Consider the following 17,576-nt stretch of genomic DNA (forward strand, 5'->3'; position numbering starts at 1 on the left):
TCAGCCGCACCCGCTCAGCTTCAGCGTCTGTCCCGGCTTGACCAGGTAGCGCGGCGCCTTGATGCCGTTGGCCTTGGCCAGTTGCTTGGTATCGCACTGGAACTTCTGCGCCACGTCGGTCAGGGTTTCGCCGCGGCGGACCTTGTAGCTGCCCGGCTTGGCCGGCTTCTTCGCCGGCGCCGGCTTGGCGCTCGCCGCCGGGGACGGCGCCACAGCGGCCGCCACAGTGCCGTCTTCGCCGTTGCCGGTGCTCGGCACCACGGTCACCGGGCCGGTGCGGACGATGGCGCTGGCGACGTCGCTATTGACCAGGGTGCGGGCCAGGTCGGCGCGCTTGCCCTGCAGGCACCAGCGGTTGTAAAGGCCGACCATGCGCGCGGTCGCGTTGAGAGTGGTGCCGGCCGACAGGTAGGTATCGGCCTGGTAGCGCGGGTTGAGGTTGCGCAGCGCGCGCATGTAGCCCTCGCGGGTGCCGCTGCTGCCCAGGCAGATGGTCAGCTCGTAGATCGAACTCGGCCGGCTCAGGCGCAGTTGCGCCGGCTTGGCGTCGACCTTGTGGAAGTTCAGCCCGTACTCGCGCGGGTGCAGGAACAGCCAGGCCGCCGCGATCACCATCGGCACGTAGTCGCGGGTCTCGGCCGGGAACTGGTTATAGACCGACTCGTCCCAGAAATTGCGCCCGCCGCTGGCGTTGTTGATGCGCAGCGCGCGGCCCTCGCCGCCGTTGTAGGCCGCCAACGACATTTCGATGCTGTTGTTGAGCTGGCCCAGGCGCTCGTTGAGATACTCGGCCGCGGCCGCGGACGACTCGCGCGGGTCGTAGCGGGTGTCGAAGCCCGACCCGTCGTCGCCCAGGCCGAAGCGCTTGCCGGTGGCGAACATGAACTGCAACGGGCCGGCGGCGCCGGCGCGCGAAGTCACGTGGACCTTGCCGTTGGATTCCTTGGCCATGATCCCGAACAGCAGCGCCTCCGGCAGGCCGGCGCGCTCGAACTGCGGCCACATCATCTGGCGCATGTACTGGTAGTTGTCGTAGCTCTGCATCAGCGAGCCGCGCATGTCGGTCAGCCAGCGGCGGATGCCGGCCTGCACCGCCGGGTTGTACTGCACCATCTTGACGAAGCGCTGGCCGTCGGCGCTGAGCAGCGCCGCCGCGCGCGCGGCCTCCGGCACGTCGGCGGCCAGGCCTTCGCTGTCCAGCGTGCCGCTGTCCTCGCCGTCTTCGTCGACGCTGGCGGAGGCGTCGGCATTGGCCTTGAGCAGGCGCTTGTAGGCCGCCAGCAGGGTATTGGTCTGGCAGCCCTTCTGCTTCATGCAGGCCGCGAGCACGTCCTCCATGTCCTCCAGCGCCGCGTCGCTGTCCTGGCGTCCGGCCGGATCGGCGTTGCGGATCTTGACCAGGGCCGACTGGTAGCGCGCCTCGGCCGACTGCATGCGCTGGTTCAGGGCATCGACCGCGGCCTGATCGCGCTTGGACAGGGCGGCGGCTTGCGGCGACAGGCTGCACAGCGCGAGCGCCGCGGCGAGCGGCGCCAGCGCGCCGGAAATGCGGAAGGAAGCGGGCATGAGGCGTGCAGCAGGTCCTTTTTGCGGGGGGCCAGGGTAACGGCGCCGGTCCGGGCCGGGCAAGAACCGCGACACATTGCCGGCTTGCCCGGTCGGGCGGCTCGTCGCCGCATCGCCCGGAGTCCGGCGCGCGTCGCCGCAAACGCTGGGACGCGGTTCATCTGCGGCGCGCCCGGCGTCGTCCCCTGCCGCTAGAATCGATCCCCGCACTTCATTTCCTGGACCACGGACGCGACATGGCCCCGACCCCCGGCGCAAACCCGAACGACATCCTGATCGGCAAGGCGGTGACCACGCCGGACAGCGGACAGGTGTTCCTGCACACCAAGCTCGGCAACCGCCATGGCCTGGTCGCCGGCGCCACCGGCACCGGCAAGACCGTGACCCTGATGACCCTGGCCGAAGGCTTTTCGCGCCAGGGCGTGCCGGTGTTCCTGGCCGACGTCAAAGGCGATGTCGCCGGCCTGGCCGCCGCGGGCACGCTCAACGACAAGCTGCAGGCGCGGCTGAACGAGATCGGCCTCAGCGATTACGCGCCATCGGCCAATCCGGTGGTGTTCTGGGACCTGTTCGGCAAGCTCGGCCATCCGGTGCGGACCACGGTCAGCGAGATGGGCCCGACCCTGATCTCGCGCATCCTGGAACTCAACGACACCCAGTCCGGCGTGCTCGACATCGTGTTCAAGCTCGCCGACGACCGCGGCCTGCTGCTGCTCGACCTGGCCGACCTGCGCGCCCTGCTCGGCCTGGTCGCCGAGGAACGCAAGGACATCTCGACCAGCTACGGCCTGGTCAGCGCGCAGTCGATCGGCGCGATCCAGCGCGCCCTACTGCGCCTGGAGCAGGAGGGCGGCGCGCATTTCTTCGGCGAGCCGGCGCTGGAGCTGACCGACCTGATGCGCACCACCCAGGACGGGCGCGGCGTGATCAACGTGCTCGCCGCCGATTCGCTGATCCTCAAGCCGCGCCTGTACTCGAGCTTCCTGCTGTGGCTGCTGTCGGAGCTGTTCGAGCAACTGCCCGAAGTCGGCGACCTCGACCGGCCCAAGCTGGTGTTCGTGTTCGACGAAGCGCACCTGCTGTTCGACGACGCCCCGGCGGCGTTGCAGCAGCGGGTCGAGCAGGTGGTACGGATCATCCGTTCCAAGGGCGTGGGCGTGTACTTCTGCTCGCAGTTCCCCGACGACGTGCCCGACGCCATCCTCGGCCAGCTCGGCAACCGGGTGCAGCACGCGTTGCGCGCCTTCACTCCGCGCGACCAGAAAGCGGTGCGCACCGCCGCCGAGACCTTCGTCCCCAATCCGGCGCTGAACGTGGCCGAGGCGATCTCCAAGCTCGGCACCGGCGAGGCGCTGGTCTCGACCCTGCAGGACAAGGGCGTGCCGATGCCGGTGGAGCGCACCCTGGTCGCGCCGCCGCGCTGCCGCATGGGCGCGATCACCGAAGCCGAGCGCCAGCAGGTCCGCGCCGGCAGCCCGATCGGGACCAAGTACGACCAGGAAATCGACCGCGAATCGGCCGCCGAGATGCTGGCCAAGCGCGCCGAGACCGCGACCGCGCAGGCCGACGCGCCGGCGGCCAAGACCCGCGAACAGGACGACCAGGAACCAGGCGGTTTCGGCCAGGCGGTGAAGGACGCGGTGTTCGGCACCAAGCGCCGCCAGGGCATGGTCGAAACCATGGCCAAGCAGACCGCGCGCACCGTCGGCAGCCAGATCGGCCGGCAGATCCTGCGCGGTCTGCTCGGCGGCATTTTCGGCGGCAAGCGCTGACGCCGCCCGCACTGCGGCGGCCGCCCGGCCGCCGTCCCATCCACTCCATCAGGATCCGACCGTGACCAAGCACCTGCTCGCCCTCGCCTGCCTCGCCGCGCTCTCGCTGAGCGCCTGCAAGAAGCCCGACGAAGCCGCTCCCGCGGCGGAAGCGCCCCAGGCCGCCGAAGCCGCTCCGGCCCCGGCGCCGGCCGCTCCCGCGGAGCCGACGCTGGTCGCCGAAGCGCCCAAGGCCGGTTTCGACGCCGCCGCCTTCGCCGGCACCTTCTCCGGCACCCTGCCCTGCGCCGACTGCAGCGGCATCGACACCAAGATCGACCTCAAGGCGGACGGCAGCTACACCGTCGACGAGACCTACCAGGGCAAGAAGGACGGCGCGTTCAAGGGCGACGGCCACTGGGCCGCGGAAGAGGACGGCAAGCGCCTGCGCCTGGACCCGAACAGCAAGAGCGACCAGGACCGCGTGTACGAAGTGGTGTCCAACGACGAGATCCGCCTGCTCGACCAGGAAGGCAAGAAGATCGAGTCGGAACTCAACTACAGCCTCAAGCGCGCCGGCGCGGCGCAGTGACGAGAGGATGAGTCGCTGGCGCCCTCCCGCCGAGCACGGCACCGCCCTGATCACGCGGGAGGGCCACGCGCGCCTGAAGCACGAACTCGACGAACTGTGGCGGCTGCGCCGCCCCGAGGTCGTCAAAGCCCTGGCCGCCGCGGCGGCCGAGGGCGATCGCTCGGAAAACGCCGAATACACCTATCGCAAGAAGCAGCTCGCCGAGATCGACCGGCGGGTGCGCTACCTGAGCAAACGCCTGCCGCTGTTGCGGGTGGTCGACACCGCGCCCAGCGACCCGCAAGCGGTGTTCTTCGGCGCCTGGGTCGAAGTCGAGAACGTCGCCGACGGCGAGATCGCGCGCTACCGCGTGGTCGGGCCGGACGAGACCGACGCCAAGCTCGGCCACATCAGCATCGACTCGCCGCTGGCCCGGGCCATGCTCAAGCGCCGGGTCGACGACGAATTCGAAGCGCTGCTGCCGGGCGGCCCGCAACGTTACGCGATCGTCGAGGTCGCCTATCGGCCGCCCGCCGAGGAATGAGCCGCGTATGAGCGACGAGGCCCCTCTGCGAATCGCCACGGCGGCAGACGCCGAAGCCATCAGCGCCCTGGTCCTGGCTTCGGCGCAACACTGGATCTTTCCACTTTGCGATGTCGACGGCCGCGCCGTGCTGGCCGCCTCGATGGACACCGAGGCCACCCGCGAGCGCCTGCTCGCCGAGCATGCCTACCTCGTCGCCGAAGCCGAAGGCCGCATCGTCGGCGTGGCCGCGCTGCGCCTGCCGGCGCATCTGTATAACCTGTTCGTCGACGACCGCTTCCAACGCCGCGGCATCGCGCGTCGGCTCTGGTCCGGCCTGCGCGCGCATCCCTTGTTGAAGGACGCCTGGCCCGCGCAGATCACCGTCAACGCTTCGCGACACTCCGTCGGCGTGTACCTGCGCCTGGGTTTCGAGGCTCAAGGGGAAGAGCAGACGCGCGGCGGCATACCCTCGACACCGATGCTGTGGCGGGCGCCGCAGGCCTGATCGGGTCGACGCCGCGACCGCATCGACGTTCGGCGCAGATCGGCAAGTACGGCGACTCGATCCCCGGCCGCCTTATATCGCCGGGATCGGTCCGGGTTGCCATCGCCGGCGCGACGATCGACAACGCCGCTGCGAACAGACCCAGAATCGGTTTCATCGCGTTCTCCCGCCAGGGCTGCGCGAATCGGCGCGGGTCGGCACCCGAGCATCGGGCCCGATCGTTCATCGGACGCGCAATCCAATGCGTCCAGGCCACGGCGATGGCGACTCGCGGCCCCTCCGCCCCGACCCGACGGCCCAAAACGACGACGGCCCTCGCCTGAGCGAGAGCCGTCGATGCGACGGGGCGTTTGCAGCCCTGCCCTCAGCCACGCGACTGCCTGCGCAGGCCGAAGAATTGCAGTTCGGCGAAGATCGCCACCACCGCCGCCTGCGCCAACACGTAGGCCGTGCCCAGGGTGTTCGGCGCGATCGCGCCTTCGACCAGCACCAGGACCGAGGCCACGACCCACGCCAGGTTGGTCCCGATCACCGTCCACGCCATCGGCGGCGAGACCGTCTTGCGGGTCAACATCCAGCCGAGCAAGGCGGTCCAGGCCAGCAAGACCACGCCGCTGCGCTGCAGCCAACCCGCCTCGATGGCCAGCAAGCCGGACAAGGGTCCGGCCACGGCGAGTTGCAAGGCGCCGACGGCGCCGGAAATAACCGCGTCGGCGACCAGCGCACGACGTAACAGAGAAGAAGGACGAGCTTGAGCGGCGATGGCCATGGTCGACTCCTGGAGGCTAGCGGGTGAAAGGGGGACGAATCTCGGTAGCCATCACACCGCCGCGGCGGCCGCGGGTCGATTACTTGCCAGGTAATGCCACCGACCGTGGCCTCGGGCTATGGTGAGCGCATGAACGATCTCCGCCCCGTGGGCGAGCTGTTGCGCGACTGGCGCCAGCGTCGCCGCCTGACTCAATTCGATCTGGCCGAAATGGCGCAGATCTCCACCCGCCACGTCAGTTTCATCGAAACCGGCCGTTCGCTGCCGAGCCGGGCGATGCTGCTGCGCCTGGCCGACCGGCTCGAAGTGCCGCTGCGCGAGCGCAACGTGCTGATGACCGCCGCCGGGCTGGCGCCGATGTACGCCGAACGCCGGCTCGAAGATCCGGCGCTGCGCGAGGCCCAGGCCGCGGTCGACCTGGTGCTGTACGGCCACGAGCCGCACCCGGCGCTGGCGGTGGACCGGCACTGGAACCTGATCTCGCACAACCGCGCGGTCGCGCCGCTGCTGGCCGGCGTCGCCGAGCATCTGTTGGCGCGGCCGTCGAACGTGTTGCGGGTCAGCCTGCATCCGGAAGGCCTGGCGCCGCGCATCGTCAACCTCGGCGAATGGCGCGCGCATCTGCTGCACCGGCTGCGCCACCTGGCCGACAGCACCGGCGACGCGGTATTGGCCGAACTCCATGCCGAACTGGCCGCCTACCCTTGCGAGGACGATTACGACGAATCGATGCTGTCGCCGACGGCGCACGTGGCGGTGCCGTTCCGGGTGCGCAGCGATTTCGGCGAACTGGCCTTCATCAGCACCATCACGGTGTTCGGCACGCCGCTCGACGTGACCTTGTCCGAACTGGCGATCGAGTCCTTCTTCCCCGCCGATGCCGCCACCGCGCAGGCGATGCGCGCGTTCGGCGCGACCCTGGAACCGCTGCCGCCCAGCCATTGAGCCCAGCGACGCGGGCCGTTGCCCCCTCCTTACCGTCGGTCGGCGGGGCGGAAAATATTCAACCAAGCGGTTGACAATCGTCCGGCCCGGGCAGATATTCAACTCCATGGTTGACTATCGCTCCGAACAGCTCGACGCCGTGTTCCACGCCCTCGCCGACCCGACCCGACGCGCGATGTTGCGACGCTTGGCCGATGGCGAGCGGAGCGTGGGCGAACTCGCCGAGCCCTTCCGCATGACCCTGGCCGCGGCGTCCAAGCACATCAAATCGCTGGAGCGCGCCGGTTTGATCGAGCGCACGGTGCGCGGCCGCATCCACGTTTGCCGCCTGCAGCCCGCGCCGCTGCACGGCGGTTACGAATGGCTGCGCCACTACGAACGTTTCTGGAGCCAGCGCCTGGACCTGCTGGAAGCGCTGCTGCACGAAGACGACCGGCGAGGCGCGCCGGACACCGCTCCGCCGTCGCGCCGCAAGCCGCGCCCCCGCGACTGAGCGCCGCCGTGTTAGCCGCCCGCCGCTCATCCGCCCCCATCGCCCTGCGGCCGCGCAACGCAGCGGTCGCCGGCGACGCCACGTTTCGCTCGCTGCGCCGACCGGCCAGCGCGCCCCACCCCACACGCCGCCCCGCGGCCCGAAGGAGTCGCCGATGAACTCGCTCACCCCACTGGACTACGGCACGGTCGTCGCCACCGACACGGTGCGCATCGAACGCATGCTGCCCGGCCCGATCGACCGGGTCTGGGCCTACCTCACCCAGGCCGACCTGCGCGCGCGCTGGCTGGCCGGCGGCGAGATGGACCTTCGCCCCGGCGGCGCGGTCGAGCTGCGCTTCCGGCACAGCCAACTCAGCCGCGACGACGACGCCCCGCCGGACAAGTACGCCTACTGCGCGCAGGAAGTAAGCGAACACGGCCGCATCACCGCGATCGATCCGCCGCACCGCCTGGCCTATACCTGGAACGAAGCCGGCGACGAGTCGTCGGAAGTCGAGTTCGAGCTGCACGAGCACGGCGATCAGGTGCGATTGGTCGTGACCCATCGCCGCCTCGCCGACCGCAACGCCATGGTCAGCGTCGCCAGCGGCTGGCACGCTCATTTGGACGTGTTGCTGGCGCGGCTGTCCGATCAGGAACCGGGCGGGTTCTGGCGCAATCACACCCGCCTCGAAGCCGAGTACGAACGCCGCATTCCGGCGGATTGACCCACCGATATCGCCGGCAGGGGCTAAGCTGTGCGCCCTTGCCGGCGAACTTCGAGGTCGCGCGTGTCCGTACCAGCTTCCGCTCTTTCGTCCACCGCTTCATCCGCGCGCCCGACGGCGTTTCGCCGTCTGCGCGCGGCCCGCCTCGGCGCCGCTCTGCTCTGCGCCGCGCTCGCCCTGAGCGCTTGCCAGCGCCCCGCCACCGAGGCTGCGGGCGAAGGCGCGGCGCCCCAGGTCTACAGCGGCCGCATCGCCCAGTTCCAGACCATCGACGAGCGCATCGGCACCGGCGCGACGGCGCAGCCGGGGCAGACGGTGATCGTGCACTACACCGGCTGGCTGTACGACGAAAAAGCCGCCGACAAGCACGGCAGCCAGTTCGACAGCTCGCTGCCGCGCGGCCGGCCGTTCGAATTCCTGCTCGGCGCAGGCCGGGTGATCCGCGGCTGGGACGATGGGGTCGCCGGCATGAAGGTCGGCGGCAAGCGCGTGCTGATGGTGCCGCCCGACATGGGTTACGGCGCCGCGGGCGCCGGCGGCGGCGTGATCCCGCCCGACACCTCGCTGGTGTTCGAGGTCGAACTGCTCGGCGTCGAATCGCGCTGAGCCACCGCGCGCCGCGCCCCGGAGCGCGCGACCCGCCCTGCGCGCGGCTCAGGCCGCGCGCAGGGACCGGCAGGCCTGCGCCGCCAAGGCGAAGGAGTGCAGGCGCGCGGCGTGGTCGTAGATGTTCGCGGTCAGCATCAACTCATCCGGGCGATGGCGGGCGACGAAGTCGGCGATGCCTTCGCCGACTTCGGCCGCATCGCCGACCACCGCGCAGGCCAGGGCCTGGGCTACGCCGGCTTTTTCCAGCGGCGTCCAATAGCTTTCGATATCGTCGATCGGCGGCGGAATCAGCCCCGGCCGGCCGCGGCGCAGATTGACGAAGGCCTGTTGCTGAGTGGTGAACAAGCGCCGCGCCTCGTCGCTGCGATCGGCCGCGACCGCGTTCAAGGCCAGCATCGCATGCGGTCGCGCCAACCGCGCCGACGGCGCGAAATCGCGCCGGTACAGAGTCAAGGCCTCGTCCATCGCATCCGGGGCGAAATGCGAGGCGAATGCGAACGGCAGACCCATCGCCGCGGCCAGGCGCGCACTGAACAGACTCGAGCCCAGCAACCACACCGGCACGTCCAGGCCGGCGCCCGGCACCGCGCGCACCGCCTGCCCGGGCTGGGCCGGCTCGAAGTAATGCAGCAACTCCGCCACGTCCTGCGGAAAACTGTCGGCGCCGTCGTAATAGCGGCGCAACGCGCGCGCCGTGGCCTGGTCGGTACCCGGCGCGCGGCCCAGGCCGAGGTCGATCCGGTCCGGATACAGCGAGGCCAGGGTGCCGAACTGCTCGGCGACCTGCAGCGGCGCGTGGTTCGGCAGCATGATGCCGCCCGCGCCGACCCGGATGCTCGAGGTGCCGCCGGCGATATGGCCGATCAGCACCGCGGTCGCGGCGCTGGCGATGCCGGGCATGTTGTGGTGTTCGGCCAGCCAATAGCGCGTATAGCCCAGAGCCTCGGCATGCCGTGCCAGGGCCAGGCTGTTGGCGAAGGCCTGGCGGGTGTCGCTGCCCTGGGTCACCGGGGCGAGATCGAGTACGGAATACGGCAGCATGCGCGGCGATCCGGAAGAGATCCCTCCGATTTGGGGACCATCGCGCCCGATTCCAGCGCCGCTGCGTATCCGGCGCGGATACGCAGTGTTTCCGGCTCGGCGCTGAACCGCCCCGTATCGCCCGTTCCGGCAAAGCCTCGCGCGAGCGGCGGCGTCAGAACAGATCGAACCGCAGCCCTTCGCGCTCGTTGTCCCAGACCGTGCAGAACACCCACCAGCGGCCGTGCTCGTGGCAGAGCTGGATGCTGTTGGCGCCGCGCTTGAGCAATACCGGCGAATCCGGCGCCGGCCGCGCGTCGTACTTGCTCCAGACGTGGGCGACCTGGCCGAAGCGCTCGATGCGCTGGTCGGTTTCGACTTCGAAGAAGGACTGCTCGGCGAACAGGGGCGCGACGTTGGCGATATAGCTTTCGACATCGAATACCGCCGCCCGGGTCGAGCCGTCGGCCTCGACCACCGTGCGCAGCGACAAAGCGCGCGGATGCTGCAGATAGCGGAACCGGGCCCAGTCCCGCGGCGCGCCGGCCGGGCCGGAAATGCATTCGTAGACCGCGCGCACCAGCCGGCCGATGTCCTGCACGTCTTCGCGCCAGGCGGCGGGAACCGGGTCCGGAGCCTCATGCGCGCCGTGGCTGTGCGGCGAATCGAAAGCGTCGTTCATGGCCTGCCGTCCTGGTCGTGGTGAGAGAGAGAAACTGCGGCAACGCGCGGCCGGGCGCTCACCACGGCAGCGGCCAGCCCAGCGACGGCGCCGCCAGGCAGTACAAGGCCGCGGCGACCACGCCCCACATCGCCGCCTTGAGCAGGAAACCGACCAGTTTGAAGGCCAGATACAGTCCGACCGCCAAGGCCAGGATCGCCGCCACGCTCATGCATCGCTCCGCTGTTGCCGATTCGAGGCCCGAGCTTAAGCGCCGCGGCGATGGCCACCAAGTGCCGCACTGAGCGGTGCCTGAGCGGACCGGCGACCGGGCGCGACAAGTTCGCACGACAGGCTTAAGGTGACGCACTGGTCCGGTTCGCCTGCGAGTGCCGCGATGCCCTATTCCCGCTCCGTCGCCGCCGCTGCGGCATTGCTTGCGCTGTCCTCGATCGCCGGCGCGGCGCCGCCGGCCGCATCGCCCGCCGCGGACCTGGACCGGGTACGCGGCTGCTGGATCCAGCGCGTCGAGCCCGATGGCAAGGCCACGCGATGGTTGCGCCTGCTGCCCGATCACGAGCGCCCGGGCTGGCTCGGCGGCCAGATCCAGCGCGCCGATGGCGACGATCCCGATCGCCGCCTGCAGTTGGCCTTCTCGCGCGACGGCGAACGCGCCAGCCTGACCCGCGCCACGCCGGCGGCGCATGCGGGCGGCGCAACACCGCAAGGGTTGGTCGTGCAAACGCATACGCGGATCGATTTCGTCCGCGCGCTCGCCTCCGGCCAGGCCGCCGCCGATGCCGCCTCCGGCGCGACCACGCTGGAGTACCGCGCGAGCAACGGCGCGCAGCGACTGCGGGTGGAGGTCGAAGACGAGCGCTTGCGCCTGAGCATCGACGGCCTCGGGCCGCTGCGGCCGCGCCGGCCTCCGATCGCCCAGACCCTGTTCGACGGCCGCCGCGACGGTTGCGACTGAGGCGGGCGCCGCGCCGCTCAACGCGCCGCCGTCACCCGCCACACCGCGTTGCCGACGTCGTCGCTGACCAGCAGATCGCCGCGTCGATCCAGGCGCACGTCGACCGGGCGGCCGCGTGCGCGCTCCTTGCTGTCGAGAAAACCTTCCAGCACCGTCAGCGGCGCGCCGTCCGGGCGGCCGTCGCGGAACGGCACGTAGATCACCTTGTAACCGCTCTTGGGCTTGCGGTTCCACGAGCCGTGCTGGCCGACGAACAGGCCGTTGGCATAGCGCGGCGGCAGGCGCGTGCCGTGCGAGAAGGCGATGCCGAGCGAGGCGGTGTGCGGACCGAGCGCATAATCCGGGACCACGGCCTTGGCCACCAGGTCCGGCCGCGCCGGCTGGACCCGCACATCGACGTGCCGGCCGTAGTAGCTGTAAGGCCAGCCGTAGAAACCGCCGTCGCGCACCGAGGTGATGTAGTCCGGCACCAGGTCGCTGCCGATCTCGTCGCGTTCGTTGACCGCGGTCCACAGCGCGCCGGTCTGCGGTTCCCAGGCCAGGCCGTTGGGATTGCGCAGCCCGGTCGCGAACAACCGCTTCTGGCCGCTGGCGCGGTCCAGCTCCCAGATCGCGGCCCGGCCTTCCTCCATCTCCATCCCGTTCTCGCCGACGTTGCTGTTGGACCCCACGGTGATGTAGAGCTTGCGGCCGCCGCCGCCGGCGATCAGATTCTTGGTCCAGTGATGATTGATGCCGGCCGGCAGGTCGGTGACCTTGGTGCCGGCCTCGTTGATTTGCGTCGCGCCTGCGCGGTAGCGGAAACGCCAGACCGCGTCGGCATTGGCGACATAGAAGTCTTCGCCCACCAGGGCCATGCCGAACGGCGAGTGCAGGTGCTTCAGGAACACCGTGCGCAGCTCGGCCACGCCGTCGCCGTCGGCATCGCGCAGCAGGCTGATGCGGTCTGCGCTCGGCACCGCCGCGCCGGCGCGCTTCATCACCCGCCCGGCGACCCAAGCCTTCAAGCCCGAGGCCTTGCGCGCCGGCGCATTGCTTTCGGCGACCAGCACGTCGCCGTTGGGCAGCACGTGCAGCCAGCGCGGATGATCCAGTCCGGTCGCATAAGCGTTCACCGCCAGGCCTTCGGCCGGCGTCGGCGCCGTATCCGCCGGCCAGCCCACCGCCGGGGCGATGTTGACGGTCGGAATCGCGGTCGGATTCGGCGCCGGCAGTTGCGGCCGCGGGCCGGTGCCGTCGGCCACCTGCAGGTTCGCGCGCTCGCCGCAGGCGCTGAGGACCAAGGCGGCGCATGACAACGCCAACGGTCGGACCATGCGGATTCTCCTGCGTTCGCGGCGTAGCGCCAGCATGCCCGCGATGCGGCCGGCGGGCTGAGAACGCGGTCACCGCCTTCCGCCAGAACCCGCGGCGACGCCTAGAATGCGGCGCATGAAGATCACCCTCGACGAATTGCAGGCTTTCGCCGCCGTGGTCGACAGCGGCTCGATCACCGCCGCCGCGCAGGCCTTGGCGCAGACCGTGTCCGCGGTCAGCCGCACCCTGAACCGGCTCGAGAGCAAGCTGGGCACCACCCTGTTGCGGCGGACGACCCGGCGCCTGGAGCTGACCGAGGAAGGCGAAGCCCTGCTCGACCGCGCACGCGCCATCCTGGCCTCGGTCGAGGACGTCGAAGAGCAGATGGCGCTGCGCCATCAACAGCCGGCCGGGCGCCTGCGCATCAACGCCGCCTCGCCGTTCATGCTGCATGCGATCGTGCCGCTGATCGGCGCTTTCGGCCGTCGCTATCCGCAGATCGGGCTGGAGCTCAACACCAACGACCAGATCATCGATCTGATCGAACAGCGCACCGACATCGCGATCCGGATCGGCCGCCTCGCCGACTCCACCCTGCACGCCCGGCCGCTGCCCAGCAGCCGCCTGCGCGTGCTCGCCAGCCCGGCCTATCTGCAGGCGCACGGCGAACCGCGCAGCGTCGCCGACCTGAGCGCGCACCGCCTGCTCGGCTTCGCCCCGACCGCGACCTTGAACCGCTGGCCGCTACGCGATGCGCACGGCGCCGAGCTCGACATCGCGCCGCAGCTGCATGCCTCCAGCGGCGAGACCTTACGCCAGCTCGCTCTGGCCGGCGAAGGCATCGTCTGTCTGTCGGACTTCATGACCCGCGACGACCGCCGCCGCGGCGAGCTGGTGCAGGTGCTGGCGGGGCAGACCCTGGACGTGCGCCAGCCGATCAACGCGGTGTACTACCGCAACACCCCATTGGCCTCGCGCATCGCCTGCTTTCTGGATTTCCTCGCCGAACGGCTGGAGCCGCGGAACGGCACCGCGGCCTGGGAATGAGCGGCGGCGACAAGGAAAGGCCCCGCACCGCGTAGCGCCGCGATGCGGGGCCGTAAGTGGCGCGGCGGGCACGGTCCCGCGACGCACCACAAGCATCCGCCGCTCCCCTGGAGACGAAACGGCGGGTCGACGACGATCCCGTCTTGACTAGACAACGCAGCACCGCCCCGCCCCCCTACCCGAGGCGGACGGACGGCGGGAGCCGGCGGACCGGAGCCCTGTCGGCGGAAGTTGGGGCGCCGTGCACCGAAACCGGCCCCACACATGAAAACGAAGCTCCCCCGCTTCCCGCCCTTCGGCGACGGCGCTCGCGGAGGCCGTGGCGACGGTCGCGGCCCGCGCCGCTCCAGCCCCAACCGCAGCGACAGGGGCGTTGCCATTGCCGTAACGAGCTTGGCGCCGCATCGAACTCGCGAGAACGCACCGAAACCCCGGAGGGCGGCCCGCAGGGAGGGCCGGTGCGGAGCGGCCCCGTGGAAACCACGTCCCATAGGGGCTTTTGAGCCGAAACCGCCATGGCGTTTTCTTTGGTTACTTTTGACCGAAGGAAATCCAGTAGGACGTTATCGCCTTGGACACAGAAAGTGACCCGCCCGCTTGCGGACGGAAGCTTTGCTTTGAAACTTTTGCCACAGAAGCCGGCGCGAAGGTTTCGAGCTTCGGTCAACGGCGGAGGCGTTGATTTATCTGCGCGTTCCTTGGTCGCGGCTTACGCCGCTCCTACAGGGTCTGAGGACAAAGACGCCGCGAGCGGGCGAGAGAGCGGTCGCGACTTGGGCCGCTCCTACCCCCGCCATGGTTTCGGGCTTCGATCGTTGGCGTCGGCGTTGGGCTCTCTGCGTATCCCGTGGGCGCGTGGCTCGCGCCGCTCCTGCAGGAGACCCGCGGACCTGCGGATCAGGCACCGGTCGTCGCCGCGACCGGACTCAAACGCAGATCCTGGAAGTCGAAACTGAAATCGGTCAGCGGCGACACCGCCTCCATGCGCACCTCGCGCACCTTGCCGTCCGCAGTCAGAGCGAAATTGACGAAGGCATCGGCGTTGAGCCAACGCCGGTCCCAGCGCACGATGAAACTGTCGTGCTGCCAGTGCTCGAGCGTACCGACCAGTTCTGTGGTGCGGGTGAAGCGCAGGCGCAGCTTGCCGTCGGCGGCGGCCTCGATGCTCACGTCGCCGTACCACGGATCGCGATAGGTGCCGGCATAGCCTTGCGGCGGCAGCGATGGGCGAGAGTCCGGCGCGCGCGCGGCCACGTGCTTGTTCCAGCTTTCGTCGGCCTTGCTGCGGCTTTTGGCCAGGGCCGCCGCATAGGCCGCATTCCAATCCGTGCGCGGCGCCTCCAGATACGCGTCCAGCGCACGCATAGTCACCGCCTGAAACGCGCCCGGCAATTCGGCGTTGGTCAACACCACCACGCCGAGCTTGTGCTCCGGCACCAGGGTCACGCGCGAGACCATGCCCGGCCAGCCGCCGGTATGCCACACCAGCTTGCGGCCACGATAATCGGTGAGCTGCCAGCCCTCGCCGTAGCCGGCGAAGTTCGGCTTCGCCGCGGCCAGCTCCGGCACCGAGGGCTCGAGGATCGGCATCGGCGTCACCACCGACCACATCGCCTGCTGGCGCTGGGCGCTGAACAAGCGTTGTTCTTTGTCGCCGCTGCGCGTGTATACGCCGCCGTCGAGCTGCACGCGCATCCACTTGCCCATGTCATGGACGCTGGAATACAGGCCGCCGGCGCCGGCGACGTTGGCCCAGGTCATCCGCGGCGCCGGCTGCAAGTCCTTGAAGTCGGCCTTGGCGTGGCCGCTGGCGACCTTGTCGCCCGGACGAAGCGCATCGCTGTTGTAACGGGTTTCGTCCATGCCCAGCGGACGGAAGATGCGTTGCGCCAGGAACTCGCGATAGCTCTGCCCGCTGGCTTTTTCGATCACCAGCTGGGCCACGCCGTAGAGGATGTTGTCGTAGGCGTATTGGGCGCGGAAGCCGCCGCTGAGGGGCACGTCGGCCAGGCGCCGCGCCACTTCTTCGTTGCTGTAGTCGGTGCCCGGCCAGTACAGCAGGTCGCCGGCGCCCAGGCCCAGGCCGCTACGGTGGGCGAGCAGATCGCGCAGGCGCATTTCGCGGGTCACGTAGGGATCGGCCATGCGGAACCAGGGCAGATGGTCGATGACCCGGTCGTCCAGAGCCAGCTTGCCCTCGTCGGCCAGCATCGACAGCGAAGCGGCGGTGAAGGCTTTGGTGTTGGACGCGATCGCGAACAAGGTGTGGGCGTCGACCGTTTCCGGCTTGCCCAGCTCGCGCACGCCGTAACCGCGCTCCAGCACCACCCGGCCGTCCTTGACGATGGCCACCGCGATCCCCGGCACCTCGAACTGGCGCCGCACGCCTTCGACGTAGGCATCGAAGTCGCGCAGTGGCTCCGGCAGCGGCGCCGGCTCGGCCGGTGCGGTCGCCGGCGCTGCGCCGGCGACGCCGGCGCTCAGGCACAGCAGCAGGCCGGCGCCTTGGGTCTTCCAGTCGGATCGGGGCATGGTCGGGTTCCGGGACGCGAAGCCCGCACTGTGGGCGATGCCGCGCCGCCGCGCCAGAGCCGGAACGGGCCGATGGCGAGCGCGGCATAATAGGCGGCCGTCCGCCCCTCCTCCCCCACGACCGCATGTCCGCCGTTTCTTTTCCTGCCCTGCCCGGCCTGGCCGTGATCGGCGGCGGCCCCGCCGGCCTCATGGCGGCGCAGACCGCGCGCTCGCTCGGGGTCGACGTCGATCTGTTCGAGGCCAAGGGCTCGGCGGGGCGCAAGTTCCTGATCGCCGGCAAGGGCGGGCTCAACCTCACTCACGGCGAACCGCGGCCGGATTTCGACCGCCGCTACGGCGCGCGCGCCGAAGCGATCGGCCGCTGGCTCGACCGCTTCGATGCCGATGCGCTGCGCGAGTGGGCGCGCGGTTTCGGCGTCGAGACCTATGTCGGCAGCTCCGGGCGGGTGTTCCCGCTCGACCGCAAGGCCGCGCCGCTGCTGCGCGGCTGGGTGCGGCGGCTGCGCGAAGACGGCGTGCGCTTCCACGTACAGCACCGCTGGACCGGCTGGGCCGCAGACGGCGCGCTGCGCTTCGACACGCCCGATGGCGAACTGCGGGTGCGCGCCGGCGCCAGCGTGTTGGCGCTCGGCGGCGGCAGTTGGCCGGAGTTGGGCTCGGATGGCGCCTGGGTGGCGCCGCTGCGCGAACGCGGCATCGATATCGCCGAACTGGAGCCGTCCAACTGCGGCTTCGACATCGGCTGGAGCGAGCATTTCGCCTCGCGTCATGCCGGAGCGCCGCTCAAGCCGGTGGTCGCGCATTGGCGCGATGCCGAGGGCGAACGCGCACTGCAGGGCGAATGCGTGGTCACCGCCGGCGGCATCGAAGGCAGCCTGATCTATGCCTTGTCGGCGATGCTGCGCGACGCCATCGCCGCGCATGGCGACACCGTATTGCACCTGGACCTCGCACCCGGCCGCGACTTGGACCGCCTGCAACGCGACTTCGCCCAGCCGCGCCGCGGCCGCAGCGTCGGCGAGCACCTGCGCCGGCAGACGGGGCTGGACGGGGCCAAGGCCGCGCTGGTGTTCGAAACCCTGGGCAAGCACGGCCTCGACGACGCGGCCGCCGTCGCGCGCACGATCAAGCGTCTGCCGCTGCGCCTGCGCGGCGCGCGCCCGATCGCCGAAGCGATCAGCAGCGCCGGCGGCGTGCGCCTGGAGGCGATGGATGCGCAGTTGCGCCTGCAAGGACTGCCAGACGCGGTGTACTGCGCGGGCGAAATGCTCGACTGGGAAGCGCCGACCGGCGGCTACCTGCTCACCGCCTGCTTCGCCAGCGGCCTGATCGCCGGCGAAGCCGCCGCCCGCCGCTTGCTGGCGGCCGCTCCGGACCCGTAGCAGCGGCGCCCGACGGGGACTTTCCTGCGCTCGTCGCCACGACCGCCGCACCGGCGCGTCAACGCTGTGGTCCCGGCGTGGATGCGCGCCATCCCGGCCAGCGCACGTGCGTCGCCTGTCTGTGGGTACTTGCATGGCATCGCGTCGCGTCGGCTGTCGCGGCTTACGCCGCTCCTGCAAGAACGCGGCCATACGCCGCCCCTGTAGGAGCGGCG

General features: G+C 70.3%; 18 protein-coding genes. 11 read left to right on the forward strand and 7 right to left on the reverse strand.

Annotated elements, in window-relative coordinates:
- Nucleotides 1-1,566, reverse strand: a complete 1,566-nt coding sequence (locus TX83_RS16165) for a transglycosylase SLT domain-containing protein (protein ID WP_064749001.1) — start codon at nt 1,564-1,566, stop codon at nt 1-3.
- Between the two features lie 236 nt (nt 1,567-1,802).
- Between TX83_RS16165 and TX83_RS16170 the strand changes: the two genes are divergently transcribed.
- From TX83_RS16170 to TX83_RS16185, 4 genes are all read left to right on the forward strand, one after another.
- Nucleotides 1,803-3,338 (forward strand): helicase HerA-like domain-containing protein, encoded by a 1,536-nt coding sequence (locus TX83_RS16170; protein ID WP_064749002.1) that lies wholly within the window; start codon nt 1,803-1,805, stop codon nt 3,336-3,338.
- Between the two features lie 61 nt (nt 3,339-3,399).
- Complete coding sequence (locus tag TX83_RS16175; RefSeq protein ID WP_064749003.1) at nt 3,400-3,909, forward strand: copper resistance protein NlpE; 510 nt, start codon at nt 3,400-3,402, stop codon at nt 3,907-3,909.
- 7 nt (nt 3,910-3,916) lie between these two features.
- A complete protein-coding gene (gene greB, locus TX83_RS16180; RefSeq protein ID WP_064749004.1) occupies nt 3,917-4,432 on the forward strand; it encodes a transcription elongation factor GreB in 516 nt (171 codons plus the stop codon).
- Nucleotides 4,433-4,439: 7 nt separating this feature from the next.
- Entirely contained in the window at nt 4,440-4,919 is a 480-nt protein-coding gene (locus TX83_RS16185; protein WP_064749005.1) for a GNAT family N-acetyltransferase, read from the forward strand.
- 364 nt (nt 4,920-5,283) lie between these two features.
- On the opposite strand, the gene TX83_RS16190 is transcribed toward TX83_RS16185, so the two are convergent.
- The gene (locus tag TX83_RS16190; RefSeq protein ID WP_064749006.1) at nt 5,284-5,688 is read right to left on the reverse strand and encodes a hypothetical protein; all 405 of its coding nucleotides are present in this window, start codon (nt 5,686-5,688) and stop codon (nt 5,284-5,286) included.
- Nucleotides 5,689-5,817: 129 nt separating this feature from the next.
- Here TX83_RS16190 and TX83_RS16195 point away from each other — a divergent pair, with 129 nt between their 5' ends.
- The 4 genes from TX83_RS16195 to TX83_RS16210 all read left to right on the forward strand — a co-directional run bounded on the left by TX83_RS16195 (nt 5,818) and on the right by TX83_RS16210 (nt 8,441).
- Nucleotides 5,818-6,633 carry a helix-turn-helix domain-containing protein gene (locus tag TX83_RS16195; RefSeq protein ID WP_064749007.1) on the forward strand — a complete coding sequence of 272 codons (816 nt, stop codon included), beginning with the start codon at nt 5,818-5,820 and terminating at the stop codon, nt 6,631-6,633.
- Nucleotides 6,634-6,739: 106 nt separating this feature from the next.
- Entirely contained in the window at nt 6,740-7,126 is a 387-nt protein-coding gene (locus TX83_RS16200) for an ArsR/SmtB family transcription factor (RefSeq protein WP_064749008.1), read from the forward strand.
- A 154-nt stretch (nt 7,127-7,280) separates the two neighbouring features.
- Nucleotides 7,281-7,835, forward strand: a complete 555-nt coding sequence (locus TX83_RS16205) for an SRPBCC family protein (protein ID WP_064749009.1) — start codon at nt 7,281-7,283, stop codon at nt 7,833-7,835.
- 129 nt (nt 7,836-7,964) lie between these two features.
- Nucleotides 7,965-8,441: an FKBP-type peptidyl-prolyl cis-trans isomerase gene (locus TX83_RS16210; protein ID WP_064749037.1), complete on the forward strand. Its 477-nt coding sequence runs from the start codon at nt 7,965-7,967 to the stop codon at nt 8,439-8,441.
- 48 nt (nt 8,442-8,489) lie between these two features.
- Here TX83_RS16210 and TX83_RS16215 read toward each other — a convergent pair whose 3' ends face one another.
- The 3 genes from TX83_RS16215 to TX83_RS23410 form a co-directional block, all read right to left on the reverse strand.
- Nucleotides 8,490-9,485 (reverse strand): LLM class flavin-dependent oxidoreductase, encoded by a 996-nt coding sequence (locus TX83_RS16215; protein ID WP_064749010.1) that lies wholly within the window; start codon nt 9,483-9,485, stop codon nt 8,490-8,492.
- Nucleotides 9,486-9,639: 154 nt separating this feature from the next.
- Complete coding sequence (locus tag TX83_RS16220; RefSeq protein WP_064749011.1) at nt 9,640-10,146, reverse strand: hypothetical protein; 507 nt, start codon at nt 10,144-10,146, stop codon at nt 9,640-9,642.
- 58 nt (nt 10,147-10,204) lie between these two features.
- The gene (locus TX83_RS23410; RefSeq protein ID WP_186442621.1) at nt 10,205-10,357 is read right to left on the reverse strand and encodes a hypothetical protein; all 153 of its coding nucleotides are present in this window, start codon (nt 10,355-10,357) and stop codon (nt 10,205-10,207) included.
- Nucleotides 10,358-10,522: 165 nt separating this feature from the next.
- Here TX83_RS23410 and TX83_RS16225 point away from each other — a divergent pair, with 165 nt between their 5' ends.
- The gene (locus TX83_RS16225; RefSeq protein WP_064749012.1) at nt 10,523-11,101 is read left to right on the forward strand and encodes a hypothetical protein; all 579 of its coding nucleotides are present in this window, start codon (nt 10,523-10,525) and stop codon (nt 11,099-11,101) included.
- Nucleotides 11,102-11,118: 17 nt separating this feature from the next.
- On the opposite strand, the gene TX83_RS16230 is transcribed toward TX83_RS16225, so the two are convergent.
- Nucleotides 11,119-12,453: a PQQ-dependent sugar dehydrogenase gene (locus TX83_RS16230; RefSeq protein ID WP_222423778.1), complete on the reverse strand. Its 1,335-nt coding sequence runs from the start codon at nt 12,451-12,453 to the stop codon at nt 11,119-11,121.
- 79 nt (nt 12,454-12,532) lie between these two features.
- Between TX83_RS16230 and TX83_RS16235 the strand changes: the two genes are divergently transcribed.
- Entirely contained in the window at nt 12,533-13,444 is a 912-nt protein-coding gene (locus TX83_RS16235) for a LysR substrate-binding domain-containing protein (RefSeq protein WP_064749014.1), read from the forward strand.
- 897 nt (nt 13,445-14,341) lie between these two features.
- On the opposite strand, the gene TX83_RS16240 is transcribed toward TX83_RS16235, so the two are convergent.
- Nucleotides 14,342-15,976, reverse strand: coding sequence for a serine hydrolase (locus TX83_RS16240; protein WP_064749015.1), 1,635 nt, complete (start codon nt 15,974-15,976; stop codon nt 14,342-14,344).
- Nucleotides 15,977-16,101: 125 nt separating this feature from the next.
- On the opposite strand from TX83_RS16240, the gene TX83_RS16245 reads away from it, so the two are divergent.
- Complete coding sequence (locus TX83_RS16245) at nt 16,102-17,361, forward strand: TIGR03862 family flavoprotein (RefSeq protein WP_064749016.1); 1,260 nt, start codon at nt 16,102-16,104, stop codon at nt 17,359-17,361.
- The last annotated feature ends 215 nt before the right edge of the window (nt 17,362-17,576 follow it).

It is taken from the genome of Lysobacter antibioticus HS124 (assembly GCF_000336385.2).
In the GTDB taxonomy this organism is placed as follows: Bacteria; Pseudomonadota; Gammaproteobacteria; order Xanthomonadales; family Xanthomonadaceae; genus Lysobacter; species Lysobacter firmicutimachus.

Bases quoted from the DNA above. Each gene is read 5' to 3' on its own strand.
- TX83_RS16165 (WP_064749001.1), bottom strand. From the start codon at position 1,566: ATGCCCGCTTCCTTCCGCATTTCCGGCGCGCTGGCGCCGCTCGCCGCG.
- TX83_RS16170 (WP_064749002.1), top strand. From the start codon at position 1,803: ATGGCCCCGACCCCCGGCGCAAACCCGAACGACATCCTGATCGGCAAG.
- greB (WP_064749004.1), top strand. From the start codon at position 3,917: ATGAGTCGCTGGCGCCCTCCCGCCGAGCACGGCACCGCCCTGATCACG.
- TX83_RS16185 (WP_064749005.1), top strand. From the start codon at position 4,440: ATGAGCGACGAGGCCCCTCTGCGAATCGCCACGGCGGCAGACGCCGAA.
- TX83_RS16190 (WP_064749006.1), bottom strand. From the start codon at position 5,688: ATGGCCATCGCCGCTCAAGCTCGTCCTTCTTCTCTGTTACGTCGTGCG.
- TX83_RS16195 (WP_064749007.1), top strand. From the start codon at position 5,818: ATGAACGATCTCCGCCCCGTGGGCGAGCTGTTGCGCGACTGGCGCCAG.
- TX83_RS16200 (WP_064749008.1), top strand. From the start codon at position 6,740: ATGGTTGACTATCGCTCCGAACAGCTCGACGCCGTGTTCCACGCCCTC.
- TX83_RS16205 (WP_064749009.1), top strand. From the start codon at position 7,281: ATGAACTCGCTCACCCCACTGGACTACGGCACGGTCGTCGCCACCGAC.
- TX83_RS16215 (WP_064749010.1), bottom strand. From the start codon at position 9,485: ATGCTGCCGTATTCCGTACTCGATCTCGCCCCGGTGACCCAGGGCAGC.
- TX83_RS16220 (WP_064749011.1), bottom strand. From the start codon at position 10,146: ATGAACGACGCTTTCGATTCGCCGCACAGCCACGGCGCGCATGAGGCT.
- TX83_RS23410 (WP_186442621.1), bottom strand. From the start codon at position 10,357: ATGAGCGTGGCGGCGATCCTGGCCTTGGCGGTCGGACTGTATCTGGCC.
- TX83_RS16225 (WP_064749012.1), top strand. From the start codon at position 10,523: ATGCCCTATTCCCGCTCCGTCGCCGCCGCTGCGGCATTGCTTGCGCTG.
- TX83_RS16230 (WP_222423778.1), bottom strand. From the start codon at position 12,453: ATGCTGGCGCTACGCCGCGAACGCAGGAGAATCCGCATGGTCCGACCG.
- TX83_RS16235 (WP_064749014.1), top strand. From the start codon at position 12,533: ATGAAGATCACCCTCGACGAATTGCAGGCTTTCGCCGCCGTGGTCGAC.
- TX83_RS16240 (WP_064749015.1), bottom strand. From the start codon at position 15,976: ATGCCCCGATCCGACTGGAAGACCCAAGGCGCCGGCCTGCTGCTGTGC.
- TX83_RS16245 (WP_064749016.1), top strand. From the start codon at position 16,102: ATGTCCGCCGTTTCTTTTCCTGCCCTGCCCGGCCTGGCCGTGATCGGC.